The following is a 21,920-nucleotide window of genomic DNA, read 5'->3' as shown; positions in this document are numbered from 1 at the left end:
GTGTTCAGGGGCCGCTCTGCTTAGAGCAGGGAAGACGAAAAAAGGATGACCACGATCATGCAGAACTGGCCCGTCTATGTGATTAATATGGATGCCAATGACGCCCGTTTGGCGCAGGTCGCAGAGGAACTGGGCAAGGCTGGCGTGGAATGGATGCGTCTGCCTGCGGTTAACGGGCGTGCGATGGCGCCCGAGGATTTGGCGCAGGTCTATGACGAAAGGGCCAATCAGCGTTTCGCGCGTCACAATCTCGTGGCCCCTGAAATCGGCTGTTATCTTAGTCATATCAAGGCGGCAGAGTGGTTGATCGAAAGCGGCGCCGAGGCGGCTGTGGTGCTTGAAGATGACCTATGCGTCACGGGCGATCTGAAGGCGACACTTGATGCGCTGCAGTTGGATTTTTCATCACAAAACGCGCCTTGGGATTTGGTCAAGCTATTCTCGTTCAAGCCGGTGCGCCTTAGGCAGACCCGCGAATTGGACCATGGCTTTACCATCGGAAAGCCCGATCGTGTTCCATCAACAACGCTTGGTTATGTGCTGACCCGTGAGGGTGCTGAGAAAATTTTGGCCAAAGTGCCGCCGATTTTTCGACCAGTGGATGAAGACCACAAGCATTTTTGGGAATTCGATTTGCGGGTGGCGATGATTGCGCCACAATCCATCGCGATTGGCGCGCAAGACAGTGCAGATGGAACGGTCGGCGATAGTCGCAGGCAAATGGCCCATCGAGATGGCCTTGCCCGCCGTTTATGGCGCTTTGCAAGCTATCGCATCAATTATCGCCTGAACCTCGCGCTAGCGCGGCTGCGTGGGCTGTAGTGCCGCATGAAGCGCCGCATCTTTCATATCATGATGGGCCGTGATGGTGGCACCGAGCAGTTCTTCTTACGCCTCACCCGAGGCTTTCATGAGGCGGGCCTAGAGCAGGAATTCGCGGTACGGCCCAACCAGACTTGGCTTGGTGAATTGGCCCCGCTCGGAAGGGTGCATCAGGGCACATACCTTCGCCGCGATCCGCTTTCTTTGCTCCGTCTTTGGGGGCTGCATCGACAGATCGCGCGGTTTCAGCCTGATGTGGTCATGGCTTGGCGCGCGCCAGTTGTACGATTGATCCCGCAAGGACCATGGAGCAAGATCGTGCGCCTTGGGGATTTTCCATTTAACATCAAGTATTTCAAAAAACTGGATGGGGTTGTCGCGAACACGCCTGATATTGTCACCCATATCCGCGCCCAAGGGTGGCAGGGCCGCGCGGAGGTGATTTCAAACTTCCCTCCCGCCAAAGTTGCGCCTGAACCCCTCACCTCAGAGGATGATTGCAAAAGTGCGGATGGAACCCGTGTTTTGGCCTATGGTCGTTTTGTTGAAAGCAAAGGCTTTGATACATTAATCAAAGCAATGGTGTTCGCTCCGGATGCGACTTTGACGTTGCTTGGTGACGGGCCGCTGAGACAAGACTTGATAAATTTGGCGGCCTCCATAGGGGAATCGGATAGAATTGCCTTTTTAGGGTGGCAGTCAGACCTTACGGAATATCTCAACAAGGCCGATATTATGGTTCTCCCAAGCCGAGACGAGCCATTGGGAAATGTGATCTTGGAAGCATGGGGGGCGGATCTGCCAGTGGTTGCTACACGTAGCCAAGGACCGATGTGGTTCGGGGCAGATGGGATCAATATGGATTTGGTCGATATTGATGATGCACAGGCCATGGGGGCTGCAATTGCGCGCTTGGTGCGTGAGCCTGCCCGCCGTGTCCAGCTTGCTGAAGGGGGCGCAAAAACGCTCGCATCGCAATTTTCCGAAGAAACTGTAATTGCGAGTTACATGAAGCTCTTCGATCAAATTTCTGATGAGAAAGGCGCGCTGTGAGCAACCGTCGAATCCTTCACATGCATTTCGGCACAGATGGCGGGGCCGAGCGCTTTTTTGTGAACCTTGTAAACGCCTTTGGCGAGCGCGGGGTGGAGCAGCGGTTTGTGACCCGCCCCAACCGTGACTGGTTGTCTGAGATTTCACCTTTGGGCCCGATCTTAGAAAGCAATTTTCGCCTTGCCTCGCCCGCCTCTCTCTTGCTGCGCTGGCGGGTGCGCCAGATGATCCGCCAATGGCAGCCCGATGCAGTGATGGCGTGGATGTCGCGCTCCTCCAAGCTTTTGCCGCGCAAGGCGGGGCCCGTGCGGCTGACGCGTTTGGGTGACTACCCGCGCCATCTCAAGAATTTCCGCAATAACGACCTGATCGTCGCCAATACGCCCGGCATTGCGCAGAGCTGCCTTGATCTGGGTTGGGAAAAACCCGTGCAGGTCGTGTCGAATTTCGTACGCGAGGTGGAGCCTGTGGCGGTGTCGCGGGCCAAGCTGGACACGCCCGAGGACGCATTCCTGATCGTCGGCACGGGGCGGTTTATCCGGCGCAAGGGCTTTGACACATTGATCCGCGCGGCCGCGAAACTACCCGATGCATGGCTCTGGCTGGCAGGAGACGGTGAAAGGCGGGCCGAGCTTGAGGCTTTGGTGGATGAATTGGGCCTGCGGCCCCGCACGCGATTTCTGGGCTGGGTGGAGGAACCTTTGCATTATGTCGCCGCTGGCGATGTTTATGTGATGCCATCGCGCCATGAGCCGCTTGGCAATGTCATTCTCGAGGCTTGGAAAGCGAAGACGCCAGTGATCTCGACCCGCTCGGAAGGGCCAAGCTGGTTTGCCAGCGATGAACAGGATTGCCTGCTGGTCGATATCGATGATGAGGCGGCCATGGCTGCCGCATTGACGCGTCTACGTGTCGATCAGGGTTTGGCAGACAGGTTGGTTGCGGGGGGCAGCGCCACCCTTGAGGCCCGCTTCACCAAGGACCGTATCGTGGATCAATATCTTGAGATCATCGAGGGGCGGTATTGAGCCGATGAAGGTCTTGATCATCAATATGGCTTCGGCCACGGACCGAATGGGGTTTATGGCGGCGCAAATGGCGCATTTCGGCTTTGATTGGGAACGGGTTGAGGCGATCACGCCCGACACGCTTCAGCCCCCCGCCGATGATCCCGTCTGGCATCGCTGGCAGCGCCCGTTGCGCGTGACCGAGATGGCGCTTTGCGCCTCGCATATGGCGGCATGGGCGCGCGTGCTGGAGCTGGACGCGCCTTGTCTGATCTTGGAGGATGACGCCGTGCTGGCCGCGGGCCTCCCCGCATTTCTGGAGGCTGTTGCCCCATTGAGCGGCGTTGATCATCTGAGCCTCGAGACGCGCGGGCGCAAGAAATTCGTAAGCTTTCATATGCATCCTGCCGCGCCCATCCGCAGGCTTTGGCAGGATCGCACAGGCTCTGCCGCCTATATCGCATGGCCCAAGGGCGCGCGCGAGATGCTGGCCCATGCAAGGCAGACGGGCGGGCCATCGGATGCGATCATTTCCTCAACCTATGGGATGGATAGCTGGCAGGCCGATCCGGCGCTTTCGATCCAGCTGGATCAATGCGCGGCCTATGATGTGCCGCAAGCCTTGGCGACAGCCTCGCTTATTGATGCGGTGAAAAAGCCCAATCTGCTGGAGAGCTATAGCAAGGCCGCGCAAAAAGCCTTTCGCCGCCGCCGTATTCTGGCGCAAATCCAGATGGGTCTGCGCCAGCTTTTGCGGGCCTCGAAAGGGCAGCGCAAGCATATCAAGCCAGCCGCTGACTGGCCCGACATCGCCCTTGATTAGGGCTATTTCCAGTAGAGGTTGATATAGGGGCGATCCATCTGCGCGAAACGGGCCTGCATGGCGCGCACCTCGGGCAGGATCGACAAATCGAAGCGTTCATGGGTTTCGATGAACATGGCATCGAAGCGGTCCAGCGCGCGGGCTTCAACCGCGCGCAACATGGCCCATTCCGCCCCTTCGATATCCACTTTGATGACTTTTACTTTTGTCGGTAATTCATTGAGGAACCTTGCAAAATCAATCAATTCAACCTCGCAAGCGGCATCAAACTGCGCTGTGCGATCCCCTGTCATGATAGAATTGGCCTTGGAGGCGCTGCGCCGCGATTGCTCGTCCTGCCATGACGGGGGGCGGAACAAGGTGACAGTGCCATCCTCGCCACCGACAGCGGCCTGATGCAGCACGACATTGTTCAAATCCTTCGTGGCGTTTTGTAGATGGGTGAAGGTCTCGGGGTCAGGCCCGAACGCATGAACGGTGGCACCGGTTGCCGCCATTTGCTGCGTGATCTCGCCCACATTCGCTCCAAGATCGATCACGATATCACCCGCGCCGATCTGCTCCAGCATCTGGTCAAACACGGCATAGGACCGGTTCGAGAGGCGGCGTTTGAGTTTTCGGTAGCAAATCCAGCCCAATGCGCCCGGCAGGTGCTGACCCAGATCGAGCAGTTTTTCCAGCGGTGTTTCAGGGCGCAGGTCGCGCATGAAGAAGCTGCGGGAAGAGGTCTCGGTCACGTCAGGATCCATAAATGAGGTTGGCTGGAAACCGCCTTGTGACGGCCTAGCATGCCTGCGCGCGGGCGGGCAAGCCATCGCGCTTGTCGGGTAAAGGCTCTATTGCTATAGCAAAGCATATTTTATTGAGGATGCCCCCTTGGCCGACCCGTTTCGAAACCTGAAATTATACTGGCATCGATTGCTCAATACCCAGATCATCACCCGTGATGGGATAAGCGTACATTGCGGCGAGACAATCCCGCGGGCGGTGCGCAACGGGTTGTTCAAAAACACCTATGAAGATGGTGAACGCGAAATGCTCAGGCGTTGCGTCCGCGCAGGGGATAAAGTGCTGGAGATTGGCGGCGGCATCGGCTTTGTCGGGATGGCGGCCGCCAAAATCGCGGGCGAGGGGAATGTCGTCTCCTATGAGGCCAATCCCCGTCAGAAAGAGGTGATCGAGGCGAATTATGCGCTGAACTCGCCCGTGCCTGAATTGCGGATGAAGGCGTCACACATGATGGCAAGCCTGTCACTTTTCATCAAAGCGATAATGTGATCTCGTCTTCGATCTATCAACGCGCTGAGACGCAAACCGCGATCACGGTGCCAAGTGACGCGCTGGCCGATGTTCTGGCCGAGCTGCGCCCCGATGTGGTGGTAATGGATGTCGAGGGCGCGGAGATCGAATTGCTGGCAGATGTCGATCTGGCAGAGGTGCGGGCCATGGTGGTTGAATTGCACCCCCATATCGTGGGCGAGGATAAGATCGCAGCACTTATGGCATCGCTTGAGGCGCGCGGCTTCGAGGTGACGGGGGATATGCGCAAAAACGTGCTTTTGACACGGGCGGCAGCCGCATGAAGGGCTTTCCCGATCTTCCGCCCCTTTGGCTTGCGGGGTTTTGCGCGCTGGCTTGGGTCATTGCCAAGGTCTTGCCTTTGATCACCTTGCCAGGTTCGGTCGGGCTGGCCAGTGGCGTGGCCTTGATGCTTGGCGGGTTCGGGCTGGTGGGTTGGTCTGCGATGTGGTTCCTGCGCAAAAAGACAACGATCGAGCCGCATCACAAGCCGCAATCCCTGATCATCGAAGGGCCTTACCGCCTGTCGCGGAACCCGATCTATCTGGCGATGCTGATGATCCTTGTGGGCTGGGTGTTTTACCTTGGCGCGCTGCTGCCTTTGGTTTTGCCTTTCATCTTTGCGCGCATCCTGACCACGCGTTTTGTGCTGCCCGAAGAAGCCACCCTGCGCGAGGCTTTCGGGGCCGAGGCCGAGCGATACATGGACGCAACGCGGCGTTGGTTGTAACAGGGTCTCGCAAAGGCTTGATTGGATTTGTCATGCCATCGCGCTTAACTAGGGTGCTCAAGACCCCTACGACCCAACCCGAAGGAAACCCAATATGATCCGAGCCGTCCTGTCCGCGCTGACCGCGCTGTCCTTGACGCTGGCCGCAAATACTGCGCGCGCCGATGGTCCTGTTGTGGTGGAATTATATACCTCGCAAGGGTGCTCTTCCTGTCCGCCCGCCGATGAATTGCTGGCGCAATTGGCAGATCGCGACGATGTGATCGCGCTTGGCCTGCATGTGGATTACTGGGATTACATCGGATGGGCCGATACTTTTGCCGACCATCAATTCACGCTTCGCCAGCAAAGCTATGCGCGTGTCGCGGGGGCGGGTATGGTCTATACCCCGCAGATGATCATTGGTGGGGCCGATCATGTGGTGGGCAACCGTCCTATGGAGGTGGCTGATACCATCGCCGCACATCGTGGGCTGAGCTACCCCGTTGCAATCAATATCAGCCATGAGGGCGGCATCTATACGATTGAGGCCCGCACCGAGATGGCACCACCGCGCCCAGATATGCTTGTTCAGCTTGTCCGTTTCATGCCTCATAGCGAGGTGGAGATTGCGCGCGGTGAAAATGCAGGGCGCAATGCGGAATACCACAATATCGTGCGTTCTTGGCAGGTGATCGGGGAATGGGATGGCGGGCGGCCCTTTGTGGGGCGTGTACAGCCGCAGGATGATCTGCCCTTGGCCGTGATTGTACAAGCCGCAGGCCCTGGCCGTATCCTTGGCGCGATGCGCCTGCCGCGCGAGGATTAATCCTCGCCCGTTCTTTTCGCGGCGGTATCTGCTGCGCGGCTTTCTTCGTCCAATGGTGCGAAAAAACGTTCCTGCCGCGAGGGTTTCCAGCGGCGATGCACCCAATACCATTGCTCGGGCGCGGCCTCGACCTGACGCTCAAGGCTGGTGGCGATGGCTTGGGTCATCTCTTCGGCATTGGAATGGGGAATGGGCGGCTCCACGATGATTTCGAAATCAGCCGTTTTGCCGATGCGTTTGGCATAGATCGGAACCAAAAGCGCGTCATAGCGCAGGGCCATTTCACCGCCTGTTAGGGCCGTGGGGGCGGGCTTGCCCATGAAATCCACCCGAACGCCATCGTAGAAATACTGATCCAGCAGGATCGCGCATTGGCCTGCATTTTTCATATGGCGGATGAGGTCATTCAGGCCGCGCCGTCCGCGCGGGAAAGCAGGGCCTCCGAAGGATTTCATCATCTCGATGTAATGATCGTTGAAATACCCGTTATTCATCGGGCGATAGAGCCCCCCCATCGCATAGCCGCGCATATTCAGCGTGCCGCGAAAGGCCTGAAAATTCCCGAAATGTCCCGACACGAACAAGATAGGCTGCCCCGCTTTGCGCGCTTCTTCTACTGCGTCCCAGCCTTCGCCCGTGATGCGCCAAGCCTTGGAGCGTTCCAGCAGCTCCTCGCCTGAATATTGCTCGATCAGGGATTGGCCGAAATTGAACAGGACATCATTGGCAATCTGGCGGGTGCGGGCAGGGGGCATATCGGGCCAGATATAGCGCAGCTGTTCTTCTGCACGGGGGCGAAAACGGGTGATCGGGCCAAAGACGCGCCTCATCAGCCAGCCCATGAAGTGGCCCCGCGTCTCATAGGGCAGCAGACGCGCCGTGCCAATCAGGCCGCGTGCGAGCCTGTCGATCAGCCAATCTGATGTGGTGCGTCTGTCGCGGTCATAGGCGGCCATGGGCCAGACTTTCCCCTGATCAATCCCGATGCGCGGCCGAAGCGCTAGCCTCTGGCGCGGCTTTGGCTTGCGTTTCGCGGTGCCAGACATAAAGCCCCGCCCCGATGATCACAAGCGCGCCAAGCAGGCCATAGGCATCGGGCAATTCGCCAAAGACGATCACGCCGTAGAAGGTTGCAAAGACCACACCGCAATAGCCAAAGGGCGCCACGGCGCCTGCCTCGGCCACGGTCAGCGATTTGATCAGCGCCAATTGCCCCACAGCCGCGATCGCGCCAAGCAAAAGGAATAGGCCGGTATCGCCCATATCCGGCAGGGTCCAGACCGTTGGCACAAGGCTGGAGGCCACGATCGTGCCGATCAGCGCGGTATAGATGAAGGAGGTCAGGATATCCTCGTCGCGGCCCAAAAACCGCGTTGCCAGCGCATAGGAGGCATAGAAAAACCCTGCCGCCAGCGGCAAGAGCGAGGCCAGCGTGAACACATCCGCCCCGGGGCGGATGATGATCAACGCGCCTATTAGGGCGGCGATGATGCCAAAGATACGGCGCGGACCTAAACTTTCCTTGAGGATCAGGGCCGCCCCCAATGTCAGCAGCATCGGATGCACATTCATCACCGCCGTGGCCGAGGCGATATTCATGTAAGAAAGCGATGTGAAAAAGCAAAAGGTTGCTGAAAACAGCAGGGCCGAGCGCAGCAATTGCAGCCCGAGATGCTTGGTCTGGATCAGCGCCCGCAAACGCGGGGCCAGCACGATCAGCACAACAGCCATCTGTCCTGCATAGCGCGCCCAAACCACCTGCAGCACCTCGTATCGCTCCGAGAGCAGCTTGGCCAACATATCCATGCTGGAAAACATGAACATCGCGGCCACCATATAGAGGATGCCTTGCGCATTGGGGGAAAGGCGGCTCATGGGGTGGCCATCAATCGCGTGCCTGTGCGATGGCGTCGATCTGGCCTGCCATATGATCAAGTTGATACCCAGCCGCGCTGACCGATGCGAGGATATCCGCGGTCGCCATTTCGCCCGCCATGGCAAAGGCCCACATCACGGCAGATCGGGTTCCGCTGGCGCAATAGGCCACAATTGGCCCTTCGGACCCTGCAATCGCATCGGATTGTTCTTCGACATTATTCATGGTCATGGCGCTGCCCGTCACGGGGTTGAAGACGAACTCCAGACCCGCGGCTTCGGCTGCTATTTGCATTTGGGGGGCCTGAAGCTCGGGCGGGTTTTCCATATCGGGGCGGTTGCAGATGATCGTTTTAACCCCTTGCTCTGCCAATAGGCTCAGATCGCTGGGTTGGAGTTGCGGCGCGACTGAGAAACGATCGGTGATGGGGCGGATATCCATGGAAATTGCCTTGTCTCTATCAGTATTTTGTCATCTGTGATGGGCTGTGCCTCACCATGCCTGCTTGCTGCATCCAAGGAAAGCGCATTCGGCAGGCACAGCGCGGGCAGCGATGTGCCAAAGGGGAATGTGATGGCAAACCCCTCAAGGGGCTCAGCTTAGAATAATGCCCGTGACCACGCACATCAGGCCAAGCGCCGAGATCAGAAGTGCGGCCATATTGATCGCGACTACGCGCTGCAGACGGCTGCGCATTTCCTCATCGGGCAGGTTGGCCCGTTTGGCGCGCATCGCGGTAACAATGCAATATACCAGCCCGATCAATCCGATCACTGCCAAGCCGCTTCCCGACCAGATAAGCCAATCCATGCTGCATTCCTTACGTAACTTGCCTTTGCGCCTGCGCTAACGGATCACAGGCGCACGGGCAAGCGCCATCGGCCCTTGCAGCGCGGCCTGAGGCCCGCTAATCGTGCCCTTCGATCCTTTTTCATATCAGATCAGAGGCCCTTGATGATGGATGATGTCACCGACCCCAGCTCCAACTCCTATCGCGTCACCGCGGATGAGCTTCGCCAGTTCGTCGAGCGCTTCGAGCGCCTCGAGATGGAAAAGAAAGACATTGCCGATCAACAAAAAGAGGTGATGGCCGAGGCGAAATCGCGTGGCTATGACACCAAGGTCCTGCGCAAGGTCGTGGCGCTGCGCAAGCGCGAGCCTGATGATATCGCCGAGGAAGAGGCGGTTCTCGAGATGTACAAGGAAGCTTTGGGAATGCGCTAAGGCGCATTGTCCCAAACATGATCCGTTAAGGCATCAATAGGTTCACACCGGGGATACGGGAGATGGCGTCGAGATCTGCGTCATAGGTCTCGGATAGCTCATCCATCAATTCTTCGGTCCAGCCGGGCACATCCATCTGATCCTCGATTTCTTCTTCAAGGGCGTATTTGTCGAGGAACGCGCCCAAAATCCTGCGGCGATGCATTTCATTCTCGGGCGGATTTTTCGCCAGATAGGCCTTCATCCGCTCAAAACCTGCGGGCTGCATGATGGTCTCGATCAAATCATCGACCCCCGCAAGCGGTGAAGTCTGATCAACGCCCGCCATCTCGCGCAATACCTCGCCCCATAGAAACGGGGTATCCTCATTCGCCCAAACGGTGATGCCCGCATCGGGCTGTGCCGCGCGCAAACGGTGCAGCATCTCGGACCAAGTGACGGCTTGGTGCTGCATGTTTTCGGTGAATTCGTTGAAATCGGCAAAGCGTGAGCTTTTGAACAGGGCAGGGATCAAGGTTGCCGGATCGCGCATACCGAAATGAAACTCGATCTCTGCCTCGGGAAAGAGCGCTCGCAGATTATTGGTTTGCCGCTCTATCGCGGGCCAGATCTGCGCCCCCTGAATCACCAGACGATTGATGCAGATGAATCGCGGGTCCGATAGAATCAGGCGGTCGGGCTGTAGATTATCAACGATCGCATTGAGCAACGCATCCTGCACCTCTTCCGAGGCAGGCCGCCCTTTGAGCGCGCGCGAGGTGTCGCGGATCACGGTGCGGTAGCGTCCCGGAGGGGGCACGCACACGCCTGATTTCATCAGCCGACGCCTGTTTTTCAACAGGGATTTGACCAAGAGGTCATCGTCGGTGCAAGGTGCTCCCAGATGAAAAATGACCTGCATGATCCCGTGCCAATCCTTCGCTTCGTGTTTCGCGTTTCTACATGCGACTATCTGTCAGAGTAAATGGATCATCATAAGGATGCAGGCAAGGCTTGCACTGGCGCGCGACCTGATTTATTGCACCTCCCAACGCCCCTATAGCTCAGCTGGTAGAGCATCTGATTTGTAATCAGAGGGTCCGCGGTTCGAGTCCGTGTGGGGGCACCATATCATTCTAGAACATCTATATGGATCATAGGCTGGTGGCTTTTTCTTCGTGCCCGTGGCAACGCTTACTACAAGCCTATATCGAGCGTGGGCTTTCGGACTAGAGCTTGATGATTATGAGGATTCCATCTGAAAACCGAGGCGACGCCCTCTTTGGCCTTACTAGCTCTTAAAAGTAACCATAGGGCGGCCTACGGTTTTCAAATGGCACCGCAAAACCCTGCGACCCTACCGCTAGATAACCGACTTTTTTCGTGCTTCAGTCAGGCGTTTGCAAATTGTAAGCGATAGGATTTGCTGAACCCCGCTTTTTGAAAATCTTCTTGTTGAGGTAGAGCTTCCTTACATCCTCAGGTGCGACCTTTCCTTGAAAACCCCACCTTTGCGTTGTGCTATTGGCAGCCTCAGGTTGATACCATTCTTCGACCTCAAAGACTTCGACTACAAATGAACGAAATTCAGCCAGAACGAACTTAACACCTTTTTTATCGGGGTTTGCCATAGACCAGTAACCTTTGGTCACATCATAAATTGAGAGCGCTCCCTTTGTTTCACGATAGCGCTTATTGATATTGATTAGCACGCAATCGGAGCCTATCGCGTCAAGTGGTGGCGAATTGAATTTTCGGCTTATTTCATCTGTCGTCATCACACCAAATGCAGAAGCATGATGGCCAGAAACTAAGTTCGTCAGCTCCAACTCGAAAAAGCGGGCAAAGTCGATAAGCGAAGATTCGGTAGTCAGCGCGGTGGCGTCATCCAAGCCGTGACGCAAAATCATATGTTTAACTTGGAGCTTATCCTTGGTGATGGCGCGTACCGTTTCCAACTTGTCGGTTTCAACTTCCGTTTCTAAAGCATCGTTCGCGTGAGCGAAGACACGGTTCCCGCGTCCCTTTCCAACATAGAATGGTTTTTGATCACGTGGGTCTATTAGCGTGTAAACATATGCACCGATTTCTTCACAGGTGCGAGCATCAAAAGTACCAGTAAAGGACACTGCGGTTCTCCAATTTATTTAATCGAAAATTAAGGGGCTAAAAATATATAGCGATCAGAAAATAGCTATCTAAGCTGCTTTTGTCTAACGCAGTTTCCCGCAGTGCTGAATGCATCCTTCTGTTTGCGTTGTGGCGCAAATGGCGCAAGCACTCGTCGAAGTTAAGGCTGGAAAGGCTTGATTTCGGTGTTAGGCTTTCCCGACAGCTTGGGAGGGCGACACGCGGCGGGTTGGAACAGGCCTTGGCCCTTGAAACCGAGGCCACCGTGGCAGGGTTCCTAGACCCTGAAACAACTCGGTTATTGAAAAATTTCTGAGGCTTAAGCGCACGGCTTACTGCTGCTTCTAGGGTGTCACACCCCGCGCGACGCTTTTGCCTGCCTTGCCTTATGCATGCGAAATAAAACGGGCGCGAGGATGCGGGTATAAACTGCCTCTAGCAGCAGTTTGAGCGGCTTGAACCGCAGGATTTGCGACAGGCGGCGATAATAGGGAAGCCTCGCCCAAAGGGCGATGAAGGCCTCCACGCCCTCGATGCGCTGGCCATCCATGCGGGCATGCAGCTTTTTGGCGGCCCTGTCTTCCTCAAGGCCCCATTCTTCCAGCGCCTCGGGCGCGATCGGGACGAATTCCAACTCTGATGCAGGCAGCTTTTTGTAATGCGCGATCTCGCGGCTGCAAATCGGGCATTCGGCATTATAGAGGATTTCAAGCTTTGACATCGGGACCACGCGTTCGTTTGAGCATGACCTTGAGTTAGCCCGTTTGCGCGCATCTTCCAGCGCCGCTGTCTTGTCCCTAGATTTGCACCCAGATGCGTCCGCCATCTTGTTTGACGGGATAGGTTTGCAGGTCCACGCAGACGGGTGCGCGCAGGGCCTCGCCTGTGCGGATATCGAATTGGCCGTTATGTTTGGGGCATTCGATGGTGTAATCCATCACCAGACCATCGGCCAGATGCACCTCCTCATGGGTGCACAGCCCCGCCGTGCAGAAATACTCATCCTCAAGGCTGCGATAAAGCGCATAGCTCCGCCCGTCATGATCAAAGCGGATCACATCCTCTTGCTCGATATCCTCGGGGGCGCATGCATCAATCCAATCGGCCATGTTCTGATCTTTCTGTTGGTTATTCAGCGGGTTGGCCCAAAGCTGCGCGGTGGAATTCATCGCGGTAGGGTTGGGCGGTCGGGGGCAGGGCGCGGCGCAGATAGACATCCTCGCCGCGCAATTGGCGTCGGATCACGGGCCACATCTCGCGTAGGGCGGCCAGCATTGAGGGGCTGGCAGGCGGCAGGTCATCCTTGATCAGCGCATGCAGCTCGGGAAGGCGGTGATAGGGCACCATCGGGAACATGTGATGCTCTACATGGTAATTCATATTGAGATAGATGAAGCGGCTGATCGGGTTGATATAGACGGTGCGGGTATTGAGCCTGTGATCGGTCACATTCTCGGCCAGCCCTGTATGTTGCAAAATCCCCGTCAGCACATGATGCCATGCACCATAAAGGCGGGGCAGGCCGATCAGCATCAGCGGCAGGATCGAGCCGAGCATCACAGCAAGCACAACGGTCGCGGCATAGATCGCAAGCCAGACCCGCGCGACCTTGATCACCTTGGGCTGTTCGCTTTGCGGGATATAGCTCGCCTCCTGCGGGTCGAGCCTGCCTGACGCATTCAGCATCATCCGCGCGAGCCCCCGCCAGACATCAATCACCCCGAAGAAATTTACCGCAATCATCAGGGCGGCAGGCGGGCGCATGGCAAGGATTTCGGGGTCGCGGCCAATGATGATCGTATCGGAATGGTGGCGCGCATGGCTCCAGCGCCACGAGATAGGGTTCCGGATCATGCAAAAACACGCGATCTGGTAGATCACGTCATTCATCCATGCGGTCCGAAAAGCCGTGCCATGCCCACATTCATGCCAGCGCGCATCCATCGCCGAGCCATAGAGTACCCCGAAAGCCAGCCAGAAGGGCAGCGACCACCATGTTGGCCAAAGCGCTACGCCCATGCCCGCAAAAAAGATCATCGCGGCAAAGAGGAGTATCGCATCGCGCAGGGCAGGCTGGTCCGAGCGTTTCATCAGCGCCTTCATCTGCGGGCGCGGGATGTCGCTGTGATACCACTCGGCGGCAGCCAAACCGCTTTGCACGGCGCGCTCTGCGTCTTCACCCAATAAGCTGTAATCGCGTTTCTCCACCCCGCTCCTCCCAAAGCGTTCTGGCATCTTCTCGGCAAACCCTAGCAGGGAATTCGGCGCTGCCCATATGTGACTTGCGGTTCCTCTCAAAACCTCTCAAATTCCCATTTCAAGGATGAGAGATTTCAAGCAGAAGGACCTGCCCAATGGCCAAGCGGCCCACTATCCCCGATCTGGCGGTTGCCGCTGGCGTCTCCATCGCGACGGTTGACCGCGTTCTCAATGGCCGCGCGCCCGTGCGCGAGGAGACAACGCGCCGTGTCTATGAGGCGGCACAGCGCATTGGCTATCATGCGGTTTCTCTGATCGGGCATCGCTTGCAGGTGGATTTGCCTGAACTGACCATCGGCTATGTGCTGCATAAGGAAAAGCAGGCTTTTTATCAGACATTTATCGAAGAGGCCGTTTCTGCGGCGGCCAATGCAACGGGCGTGCGGGCCAAGGCGATTATCGAGTTTTCGCATTCGCAAACGCCCCGCGATTTCGTGGCCTGTATGGAGCGCTTGGCCCCTCGGGTGGATGTTTTGGGGGCGACGGCGGTCAACCATGTCGAGGTGACGGAAGCCGTGCAGCGGCTGCAAGCCTCAGGCACGCCATGTTTTGCGCTGCTCAATGATTTCGCCCAAGGGGTGCGCAAAAGCTATATCGGCATGAATAACATAAAAATTGGGCGGATTGCGGCGCATATGATTGCCACAGCGATGCGCAAGAAAGGGCCTGTGGCGCTGTTTGTAGGCGGGTATCGCTGGCACGGGCATGAGCTGCGTGAGACAGGGTTTCGCAGCTATTTCCGCGAATATGCGCCCCAGTGCCAATTGCTTGAGACCCGCGTCAATCTTGAGACGCGGCAACTGACCTATGAAGCCACACATGATTTGCTGGATCGCCACCCCGATCTGGCGGGGATTTATTGTGCAGGCGGCGGGATGGAAGGCGCGATTGCCGCCCTGCGGGAGTTGCGTGAACCCAATGAGGTGGCGCTGGTCGTGCAGGAATTGACCCGCGAGAGCCGCTTGGCACTGGCCGAGCGCTTCGCCTCCATGGTGATCGGGACGCCTGTGGCCAAAATTTGTGCCGATATGGTGGATCTGGCGCAGGTGGTTTTGAATGAGGATGCGGTGGCTATTCCGGGGCAGCATTTCCTGCGCCCAGATATCTATCTTCCTGAATCCGTCTAGATGATAGTTTCCTTTCATTCCTCCTGTCAAAAACCTCTCATGCATGAGGGGTTCCATTCGTACCCTCATTGACCTGAGGCACGGAATATCGACACCGTCTTTCCAGAGTTTGCGGCAAGGAAGAATCCTGACACAGCGCTTGACCTCAAGCGCCGATTTAGGGGAACGTCCGCGGCGTAGAATAACAGCGATTGGGCCGAAAAAAGCTGCGCCGCCGGGAGAGTGGCGTGGCCTTTCATGTCGGTAAGGGAGAGACAGATGTCAGTCAGATTTGCCGTCCTAGGGGCGGGTCGTATCGGTGTGGTTCATGCAAGTGCGATCCGCGCTGTTGAAGGTGCCGAGCTTGTTGCCATTGCTGAGCCTTTCGCGGGCGCGGCCAAAGCCGCTCAAGACAGGTTCGGCTGTGATTTGCGCACAATCGAGGAATGCGCCACGTCTGATGATATCGATGCGGTGGTCATCTGCACCCCGACCGACACCCATTCCGATCTGATCGAGCAATTCGCCAAAGCGGGCAAAGCGGTTTTTTGTGAAAAGCCTGTCGATCTGTCTCTGGCGCGCGTTCAGGCCTGCCTTGAAACAGTTTCGGCACAAAATGGGCAGTTGATGGTGGGCTTTAACCGCCGCTTCGACCCTGATTTCGCAGCCCTCAAGGCAGAAATTGACGCAGGCAAAATCGGCGATGTCGAGATGGTGACCATCATTTCCCGCGATCCAAGCGCGCCGCCTGTGTCTTATATCGAACGCTCGGGTGGTATTTTCCGCGATATGACGATCCATGACTTTGACGTGGCACGCTGGCTGCTTGGCGAGGAGGTCGAAACCGTGATGGCTCAGGCCTCGGTTCTGGTTGATCCCGAGATCGGCAATGCCGGTGATTTCGACAGTGTGAATGTCATTTTGAAAACGGCTTCGGGCAAGCAATGCACGATCACCAATTCGCGCCGTGCAAGCTATGGCTATGACCAGCGCATGGAAGTGCATGGCTCCAAAGGTTTGGTCTCGGTTGAGAACCACCATGAAAGCCGCGTCACGGTGGCGAGTGAGGGGGGCTATACCCGCCCGCCTTTGCTGGACTTCTTCATGTCACGCTACATGGCCGCCTATGAGGCAGAGATCGCGGCCTTTGTTGCAGCGGTTCAAAATAAGACCGAGATGCCAACGACAGGCCATGATGGCTTGATGGCTTTGGCTCTGGCAGATGCGGCTTTGAAATCGGTCACCGAGGGGCGCGCTGTGAAAGTCGCGGAGGTTCTGTAATGACTAAAACGCTTGATCTGATCACAATCGGACGCTCGTCGGTGGACCTTTACGGCGGACAGATCGGTGGTCGCCTTGAGGATATGCGCTCGTTCGACAAATATATTGGCGGCTCGCCAACCAATATCGCCTGCGGCACCGCCCGTCTTGGGCTGAAATCGGCAGTGATCACAGGTGTCGGTGACGAGCATATGGGCCGTTTCATCACCGAACAGCTGCGCGCCGAAGGGGTGAATACAGACGGCGTCAAGGTTGACCCTGAGCGTCTGACGGCACTTGTATTGCTGGGTATCCGCGACCAAGAACAATTCCCCCTGATCTTCTACCGCGAAAACTGTGCCGATATGGGGCTGACAGCGGATGATATCGATGAGGGCTTTATCCGCTCGGCCCGCGCCGTGGTGGCAACGGGCACCCATCTGAGCCACCCTGATGTGGAAGCCGCCACTCTCAAAGCACTTGAAATCGCGCGCGCCGATGGCATGCAGACCGCCCTTGATATCGATTATCGCCCGAACTTGTGGGGCGTTGCAGGGCATGGTGACGGCGAAAGCCGCTTTGTTGAAAGCGCCGCCGTTACCGCAAAGCTGCAAAGTACGCTGCATTTGTTCGATCTGATCGTGGGCACCGAAGAGGAATTCCATATCGCAGGCGGCACCACCGATACCATCGCGGCCTTGCGGGCGGTACGGGCTGTCTCGCAAGCCACCTTGGTGTGCAAGCGCGGTGCTGACGGGGCCGTGGCCTTCACAGGCGCGATCCCCGACAGCCTTGATGATGGCGAAGCCGGCCCCGGTTTCCCGATCGAAGTGTTCAATGTGCTTGGCGCGGGCGATGGGTTCATGTCTGGCCTGCTCAAAGGGTGGCTCGATGGGGCCAATTGGCCCACAGCGCTGAAATATGCCAATGCCTGCGGGGCCTTTGCGGTCAGCCGCCATGGCTGCACCCCTGCCTATCCCAGCCTTGAGGAGCTTCAGTTCTTCTTCGAGCGGGGTATCAAACAGCCCGATCTGCGCAATGATGTTGAACTAGAGCAGGTTCATTGGGCCACGAACCGTTCGGGCGATTGGTCCTCGGTGAAAACCTTTGCCTTTGATCACCGCCTGCAATTGGAAGAGATGGAAGGCTATACGCTTGAAAAAGCGGGTGAATTCAAATCGCTCTGCCTTGATGCGGCGCTTGAAGTGCAGGGCGGAAAGCCGGGCTATGGTATCTTGTGCGATAACCGCATCGGGCGCAGCGCTTTGCATGCGGCCTCGGGCTCGGGGCTCTGGATCGGACGCCCGACAGAATTGCCGGGTTCGCGCCCAATCGAGTTTGAAGCTGAGCTTGGCGATGACCTTGGCGGCCTTGAGGAATGGGCGCGCGAAAACGTGGTCAAGCTGCTGGTCTTTTGCCACCCCGATGATGATGACGCGACCCGTCAATTGCAGGAGGAGCGTGTGAAGCGCCTCTTTGCAGCGGCGCGGCGCAATAATCTGGAATTTCTGCTTGAGGTGATCCCCTCCAAGGTCGCGCCCGTCAATGACGAGACGACCGCGATCCTTATCCAGCAATTCTATGATGCAGGCGTTTATCCTGATTGGTGGAAGCTGGAGCCGTTCAAAACGGAGGCGGCTTGGGGCAATGCAGTTGAAGCGATCACCCGCAATGACCCGAATACCCGCGGCATCGTGGTTTTGGGCCTTGATGCCCCCGAGGCCGAACTGGCCGCGAGCTTCGCCCTTGCCGCCAAGCAGCCCTTGGTGAAGGGGTTTGCCGTAGGGCGCACCATTTTCGGGGATGCCGCGCGGGCTTGGCTCAAAGGGGATATGAGCAGCCCTGATGCCGTTGCACAAATGGCCGAGCGCTTTACCCGCCTATGTGAAATCTGGGATAAGGCCCGTGCCGATGCCCGTTTGAATGCCGACTGAAGGAACCAAGCCATGACACAGACGATACGACTGACGGCCGCGCAGGCCATGGTTAAATATATCGCGGCCCAGATGAACGAAGAGGGTGATCCCTTTATCGCGGGCTTTTGGGGCATTTTTGGCCATGGCAATGTGGCAGGTCTGGGTGAGGCGCTTTACGGCATCCGCGATGAATTGCAGACCTATCGCGGCCATAACGAACAAAGCATGGCCCATTCGGCGATTGCCTATTCCAAGCAATTGGGCCGCAAACGCGCGATGGCGGTGACCTCCTCCATCGGGCCTGGTGCAACCAATATGGTGACGGCGGCAGCGCTTGCGCATGTGAACCGTCTTCCTGTCCTTTTCGTGCCGGGGGATGTGTTTGCCACGCGCGGACCAGACCCCGTGTTGCAACAGATCGAGGATTTCGGCGATGGCGTGGTCAGTGCCAATGATTGCTTCCGCCCCGTAAGCCGCTATTTCGACCGGATCACACGGCCCGAGCATCTGTTGACAGCCCTGCCACGTGCCTTCCGCGTCATGACGGACCCCGCTGATTGTGGCCCTGTCACCTTGTCCTTCTGCCAAGATGTGCAGGCCGAAGGGTTTGACTGGCCTGTCAGCTTCTTTGAGCCCAAGGTCTGGCGTTTGCGCCGCGTACAGCCCGACCCCGTTGAGTTGGACAGCGTGGCAGCCCTGCTGTCTTCGGCCAAATCGCCCGTGATCGTGGCAGGCGGCGGCGTGCATTACGCCCATGCGACCGAGCAATTGCGCTACTTCGCCGAAACCCATCAGATCCCCGTGGTCGAGACCCAAGCAGGCAAATCCGCCCTGCCTTGGGACCATCCGATGAATTTCGGCCCCATTGGTGTAACGGGGGCGGCCTCGGCCAATACGGTTTGCGAAAAGGCCGATCTGGTTTTGGGCCTTGGCACCCGTTTTCAGGATTTCACCACAGGCTCTTGGGCGCTGTTCAAACAGCCTGACCGCAAGCTGGTCAGCCTCAATGTCAATGCCTATGACGCGATGAAACACGGGGCCGAGCCGCTTTGCGCTGATGCGGGCGTCGGCCTTGAGGCATTGGGCAAAGCCCTTTCTGGCAAAAGCTTCGCCGCCCCTGCGGCCAGCCTCAAGACGGATTGGTTCGCAGCGGTTGATCCGCTCACGGATGCACCCAGTGACAATCAGGCGCTGCCAACGGATATGCAGGTTGTGGGCGCAGTCCAGCGCGCCGCGGGTCCCGATACGGTCGTGATGTGCGCGGCAGGCACCATGCCTGGCGAATTGCACAAGCTGTGGAAGGCCACGCGGCCCATGTCCTATCACATGGAATACGGCTTTTCTTGCATGGGCTATGAGATTGCGGGTGCGCTTGGCATCAAGATGGCCGAGCCCGAGCGCGATGTCGTCTGCATGATCGGCGATGGCAGCTATATGATGATGAACTCGGAACTGGCCACGGCCGTGATGATGGGCATCAAATTCACCATGGTGATCACCGATAACCGTGGCTATGGCTGCATCAATCGTTTGCAGATGGGCACAGGCGGGGCCGAGTTTAACAACCTGCTCGACAAATCCCATCACGTGAACCCCTCCAATATCGATTTCGCGGCGCATGCGGCCAGCATGGGGGCTGCGGCTGTTCATGTCGGCTCGGTCGCTGAATTGGAGGAGGCGCTGGTTCGCGCCAAAGAGGCCACAGGCCCCTTCGTGATTGTCATCGACACCGATCCATACCCCTCTACGCCCGATGGCGGCACATGGTGGGAGGTTGCGGTGCCCGAGGTGAGCGAGCGTGAGCAAGTGCGCAAAGCCCGCGAAGGTTATGAGGCAAATCTGGCCAAGCGTGGGCGTTCATGAACCGGATTGATGGCAAGGTTTGCGTTGTCACAGGCGGCAGCCAAGGATTGGGCGCTGCGATTTCGCGGCTCTTTGCCAAAGCGGGCGCGCATGGTCTGATGATTTGCGCGCGCAGCGAGGTCAAAGGCCAAGAGATGGCGGCCAAAATCACGCAGGACACGGGCGTGCGCACAGTCTTTGTGCAGGCTGATCTGGGCAAGGTCGAGGAGTGCCGCAAGGTGATCGCTGCTGCGGATACGGAATTTGGCCGCTTGGATGTGCTCGTCAATGCAGCTGCGCTGACTGATCGGGGTGGCTTGCTTGATACCAGCCCTGAGTTGTTCGACCAGATGATGCAGGTCAATCTGCGCGCGCCTTTCTTTTTGATGCAGGACGCGGCCAAACTGATGATCCGTGACGGCATTGAAGGCTCGATGATCAATATCGGCTCGGTGTCGCAATATGGTGGCCAGCCTTTCATCACGCCCTATTGCGCTTCCAAGGCGGGGCTTGCCAGCCTGACACGCAACGCGGCCTTTTCGCTGTTGCGCAACCGTATTCGGGTCAATCAGCTTGATATTGGCTGGATGTCCTCGGACCATGAGCGGGAATTGCAAATCGCCGAGAGCGGCGATCCTGATTGGGAAGAAAAAGCCCGTGCAAGCCTGCCTTTTGGGCGCTTGCTGGACCCTGAGGAGGTTGCGCGGACGGTTCTGTTCCTTGCCTCGGATGACAGCGGCATGATGACAGGCACCACCACGCCGATGGACCAATCGGTCCAAGGCAGCTTTGCTGCGGGAACGCCGCAACCGTCTCGGGCCTTGACGTTGGATGACGTCAACCAGCCTGCCAAACTCTAACTTTTTGACAATGGAAATTGAGCCATGATCCGCTTCGGTACCAACCCCATCGCATGGGCCAATGATGATGACCAAACCCTCGGCGCGCATATCCCGACCGAGCAAATCCTGCGCGAAGCAGGCGAAATCGGCTTTGACGGGATCGAGAACGGCCATCGCTGGCCCAATGATCCGGCCGAGCTGAAAGAGGCCCTTGGCGCCCATGGTCTGGCCTTTATCACAGGCTGGTATTCCACAGAATTGCTGACCCGTTCGGTGGAAGAGGAGATCGAGAATTTCCAGCCCCATCTCGCCAAGCTCAAGCATAATGGCTGCGCGGTCTGCGTCACGGCCGAGACCTCGAATGCCATTCATGGCGAAGACAGCAAATCCTTGGCGGATACGCCGCGCCTTGATGCCGCGCAAATGCAGGCCTTTGGCGCGAAGATGGAAGAATTTGCCCAATATATGGCCAGCCAAGGCATCGCTTTGGTCTATCACCACCATATGGGCACCGTGGTTGAGACGGCAGAAGATATCGAAGGCTTCATGGCGGCCACTGGGCCCGAAACGAAGCTGTTGTTCGATACAGGCCATTTCTATTTCGGCACGAACGGGGCTGACCCTGCGCCGATGCTGGCGCGTTATGTCGATCGTGTCGCCCATTTCCACGCCAAGAATGTCCGCCCCGAGATCATGGCGCAGGTGCGCGATGGCGGGCTGTCTTTCCTTGAGGGCGTGCGCCGCGGTGTTTTCACCGTTCCCGGTGATACTGAGGGCGGCGTTGCATTCACGCCTTGCCTCACGATCCTTGCCAAGGCAGGCTATGAGGGCTGGTTGGTGATCGAGGCCGAGCAAGACCCCGATCAACGCAATCCGTTTGAGTATCAAAGCTTGGGTCTCAAAGCCCTGAAACAGGCCGCATCCGAGGCCGGATTGGTTTAGGT

General features: G+C 57.5%; 25 protein-coding genes and 1 tRNA gene. 16 read left to right on the top strand and 10 right to left on the bottom strand.

Annotation, left to right across the window (positions count from 1 at the left end; all coding sequences use genetic code 11):
- Positions 1-45: 45 nt before the first annotated feature.
- The 4 genes from ACTYEO_RS09315 to ACTYEO_RS09300 are packed head-to-tail and all read left to right on the top strand — an operon-like array spanning position 46 to position 3,705.
- Positions 46-822, top strand: coding sequence for a glycosyltransferase family 25 protein (locus ACTYEO_RS09315; protein WP_449323464.1), 777 nt, complete (start codon positions 46-48; stop codon positions 820-822).
- A gap of 6 nt (positions 823-828) precedes the next feature.
- On the top strand, positions 829-1,875 hold the full coding sequence (locus tag ACTYEO_RS09310) for a glycosyltransferase (protein WP_449323463.1): 1,047 nt from the start codon (positions 829-831) through the stop codon (positions 1,873-1,875).
- Positions 1,872-2,903, top strand: coding sequence for a glycosyltransferase (locus tag ACTYEO_RS09305; protein WP_449323462.1), 1,032 nt, complete (start codon positions 1,872-1,874; stop codon positions 2,901-2,903). Before ACTYEO_RS09310 ends, ACTYEO_RS09305 begins: the two co-directional genes overlap by 4 nt.
- Complete coding sequence (locus ACTYEO_RS09300; RefSeq protein WP_449323461.1) at positions 2,878-3,705, top strand: glycosyltransferase family 25 protein; 828 nt, start codon at positions 2,878-2,880, stop codon at positions 3,703-3,705. Before ACTYEO_RS09305 ends, ACTYEO_RS09300 begins: the two co-directional genes overlap by 26 nt.
- Before the next feature lie 2 nt (positions 3,706-3,707).
- Here ACTYEO_RS09300 and ACTYEO_RS09295 read toward each other — a convergent pair whose 3' ends face one another.
- Positions 3,708-4,442 carry an FkbM family methyltransferase gene (locus ACTYEO_RS09295; RefSeq protein ID WP_449323460.1) on the bottom strand — a complete coding sequence of 245 codons (735 nt, stop codon included), beginning with the start codon at positions 4,440-4,442 and terminating at the stop codon, positions 3,708-3,710.
- A gap of 139 nt (positions 4,443-4,581) precedes the next feature.
- Between ACTYEO_RS09295 and ACTYEO_RS09290 the strand changes: the two genes are divergently transcribed.
- From ACTYEO_RS09290 to ACTYEO_RS09275, 4 genes are all read left to right on the top strand, one after another.
- The gene (locus ACTYEO_RS09290; RefSeq protein ID WP_449323459.1) at positions 4,582-4,983 is read left to right on the top strand and encodes a hypothetical protein; all 402 of its coding nucleotides are present in this window, start codon (positions 4,582-4,584) and stop codon (positions 4,981-4,983) included.
- The gene (locus ACTYEO_RS09285) at positions 4,980-5,288 is read left to right on the top strand and encodes an FkbM family methyltransferase (protein WP_449323458.1); all 309 of its coding nucleotides are present in this window, start codon (positions 4,980-4,982) and stop codon (positions 5,286-5,288) included. Before ACTYEO_RS09290 ends, ACTYEO_RS09285 begins: the two co-directional genes overlap by 4 nt.
- Entirely contained in the window at positions 5,285-5,734 is a 450-nt protein-coding gene (locus ACTYEO_RS09280) for a methyltransferase (protein WP_449323457.1), read from the top strand. Before ACTYEO_RS09285 ends, ACTYEO_RS09280 begins: the two co-directional genes overlap by 4 nt.
- Before the next feature lie 94 nt (positions 5,735-5,828).
- Positions 5,829-6,542, top strand: coding sequence for a DUF1223 domain-containing protein (locus tag ACTYEO_RS09275; protein ID WP_449323456.1), 714 nt, complete (start codon positions 5,829-5,831; stop codon positions 6,540-6,542).
- On the opposite strand, the gene ACTYEO_RS09270 is transcribed toward ACTYEO_RS09275, so the two are convergent.
- The 4 genes from ACTYEO_RS09270 to ACTYEO_RS09255 form a co-directional block, all read right to left on the bottom strand.
- Positions 6,539-7,498, bottom strand: coding sequence for a lysophospholipid acyltransferase family protein (locus ACTYEO_RS09270; protein ID WP_449323455.1), 960 nt, complete (start codon positions 7,496-7,498; stop codon positions 6,539-6,541). The genes ACTYEO_RS09275 and ACTYEO_RS09270 overlap by 4 nt on opposite strands.
- 19 nt (positions 7,499-7,517) lie before the next feature.
- Positions 7,518-8,417 (bottom strand): DMT family transporter, encoded by a 900-nt coding sequence (locus ACTYEO_RS09265; protein ID WP_449323454.1) that lies wholly within the window; start codon positions 8,415-8,417, stop codon positions 7,518-7,520.
- Between the two features lie 10 nt (positions 8,418-8,427).
- Positions 8,428-8,859, bottom strand: coding sequence for a TIGR01244 family sulfur transferase (locus tag ACTYEO_RS09260; RefSeq protein ID WP_449323453.1), 432 nt, complete (start codon positions 8,857-8,859; stop codon positions 8,428-8,430).
- Positions 8,860-9,012: 153 nt separating this feature from the next.
- Entirely contained in the window at positions 9,013-9,228 is a 216-nt protein-coding gene (locus ACTYEO_RS09255; protein ID WP_449323452.1) for a hypothetical protein, read from the bottom strand.
- A 144-nt stretch (positions 9,229-9,372) separates the two neighbouring features.
- On the opposite strand from ACTYEO_RS09255, the gene ACTYEO_RS09250 reads away from it, so the two are divergent.
- Positions 9,373-9,642, top strand: coding sequence for a DUF2312 domain-containing protein (locus ACTYEO_RS09250; protein ID WP_449323451.1), 270 nt, complete (start codon positions 9,373-9,375; stop codon positions 9,640-9,642).
- A 25-nt stretch (positions 9,643-9,667) separates the two neighbouring features.
- Here ACTYEO_RS09250 and ACTYEO_RS09245 read toward each other — a convergent pair whose 3' ends face one another.
- Positions 9,668-10,543, bottom strand: coding sequence for a hypothetical protein (locus ACTYEO_RS09245; RefSeq protein WP_449323450.1), 876 nt, complete (start codon positions 10,541-10,543; stop codon positions 9,668-9,670).
- 131 nt (positions 10,544-10,674) lie between these two features.
- Between ACTYEO_RS09245 and ACTYEO_RS09240 the strand changes: the two genes are divergently transcribed.
- Positions 10,675-10,750 (top strand) — tRNA-Thr (locus tag ACTYEO_RS09240).
- A 259-nt stretch (positions 10,751-11,009) separates the two neighbouring features.
- On the opposite strand, the gene ACTYEO_RS09235 is transcribed toward ACTYEO_RS09240, so the two are convergent.
- From ACTYEO_RS09235 to ACTYEO_RS09220, 4 genes are all read right to left on the bottom strand, one after another.
- Positions 11,010-11,750, bottom strand: a complete 741-nt coding sequence (locus tag ACTYEO_RS09235) for an LEM-3-like GIY-YIG domain-containing protein (protein ID WP_449323449.1) — start codon at positions 11,748-11,750, stop codon at positions 11,010-11,012.
- Positions 11,751-12,103: 353 nt separating this feature from the next.
- A complete protein-coding gene (locus ACTYEO_RS09230) occupies positions 12,104-12,472 on the bottom strand; it encodes a thiol-disulfide oxidoreductase DCC family protein (protein ID WP_449323448.1) in 369 nt (122 codons plus the stop codon).
- A 76-nt stretch (positions 12,473-12,548) separates the two neighbouring features.
- On the bottom strand, positions 12,549-12,860 hold the full coding sequence (locus ACTYEO_RS09225) for a MocE family 2Fe-2S type ferredoxin (RefSeq protein WP_449323447.1): 312 nt from the start codon (positions 12,858-12,860) through the stop codon (positions 12,549-12,551).
- A gap of 19 nt (positions 12,861-12,879) precedes the next feature.
- Positions 12,880-13,959 (bottom strand): fatty acid desaturase family protein, encoded by a 1,080-nt coding sequence (locus ACTYEO_RS09220; protein WP_449323446.1) that lies wholly within the window; start codon positions 13,957-13,959, stop codon positions 12,880-12,882.
- Positions 13,960-14,105: 146 nt separating this feature from the next.
- Between ACTYEO_RS09220 and ACTYEO_RS09215 the strand changes: the two genes are divergently transcribed.
- The 6 genes from ACTYEO_RS09215 to iolE all read left to right on the top strand — a co-directional run bounded on the left by ACTYEO_RS09215 (position 14,106) and on the right by iolE (position 21,918).
- The gene (locus tag ACTYEO_RS09215; protein WP_449323445.1) at positions 14,106-15,137 is read left to right on the top strand and encodes a LacI family DNA-binding transcriptional regulator; all 1,032 of its coding nucleotides are present in this window, start codon (positions 14,106-14,108) and stop codon (positions 15,135-15,137) included.
- Between the two features lie 258 nt (positions 15,138-15,395).
- Positions 15,396-16,397, top strand: coding sequence for an inositol 2-dehydrogenase (gene iolG / locus ACTYEO_RS09210; protein WP_449323444.1), 1,002 nt, complete (start codon positions 15,396-15,398; stop codon positions 16,395-16,397).
- Entirely contained in the window at positions 16,397-18,310 is a 1,914-nt protein-coding gene (locus tag ACTYEO_RS09205) for a bifunctional 5-dehydro-2-deoxygluconokinase/5-dehydro-2-deoxyphosphogluconate aldolase (RefSeq protein ID WP_449323443.1), read from the top strand. Before iolG ends, ACTYEO_RS09205 begins: the two co-directional genes overlap by 1 nt.
- 12 nt (positions 18,311-18,322) lie before the next feature.
- On the top strand, positions 18,323-20,155 hold the full coding sequence (gene iolD, locus ACTYEO_RS09200; RefSeq protein WP_449323442.1) for a 3D-(3,5/4)-trihydroxycyclohexane-1,2-dione acylhydrolase (decyclizing): 1,833 nt from the start codon (positions 18,323-18,325) through the stop codon (positions 20,153-20,155).
- On the top strand, positions 20,152-20,994 hold the full coding sequence (locus tag ACTYEO_RS09195) for an SDR family oxidoreductase (RefSeq protein WP_449323441.1): 843 nt from the start codon (positions 20,152-20,154) through the stop codon (positions 20,992-20,994). Before iolD ends, ACTYEO_RS09195 begins: the two co-directional genes overlap by 4 nt.
- 24 nt (positions 20,995-21,018) lie before the next feature.
- A complete protein-coding gene (iolE, locus tag ACTYEO_RS09190) occupies positions 21,019-21,918 on the top strand; it encodes a myo-inosose-2 dehydratase (RefSeq protein ID WP_449323440.1) in 900 nt (299 codons plus the stop codon).
- The last annotated feature ends 2 nt before the right edge of the window (positions 21,919-21,920 follow it).

The organism is Rhodophyticola sp. SM2404 (assembly GCF_053570515.1).
This window is presented reverse-complemented; position numbering and strand designations above follow the sequence as displayed.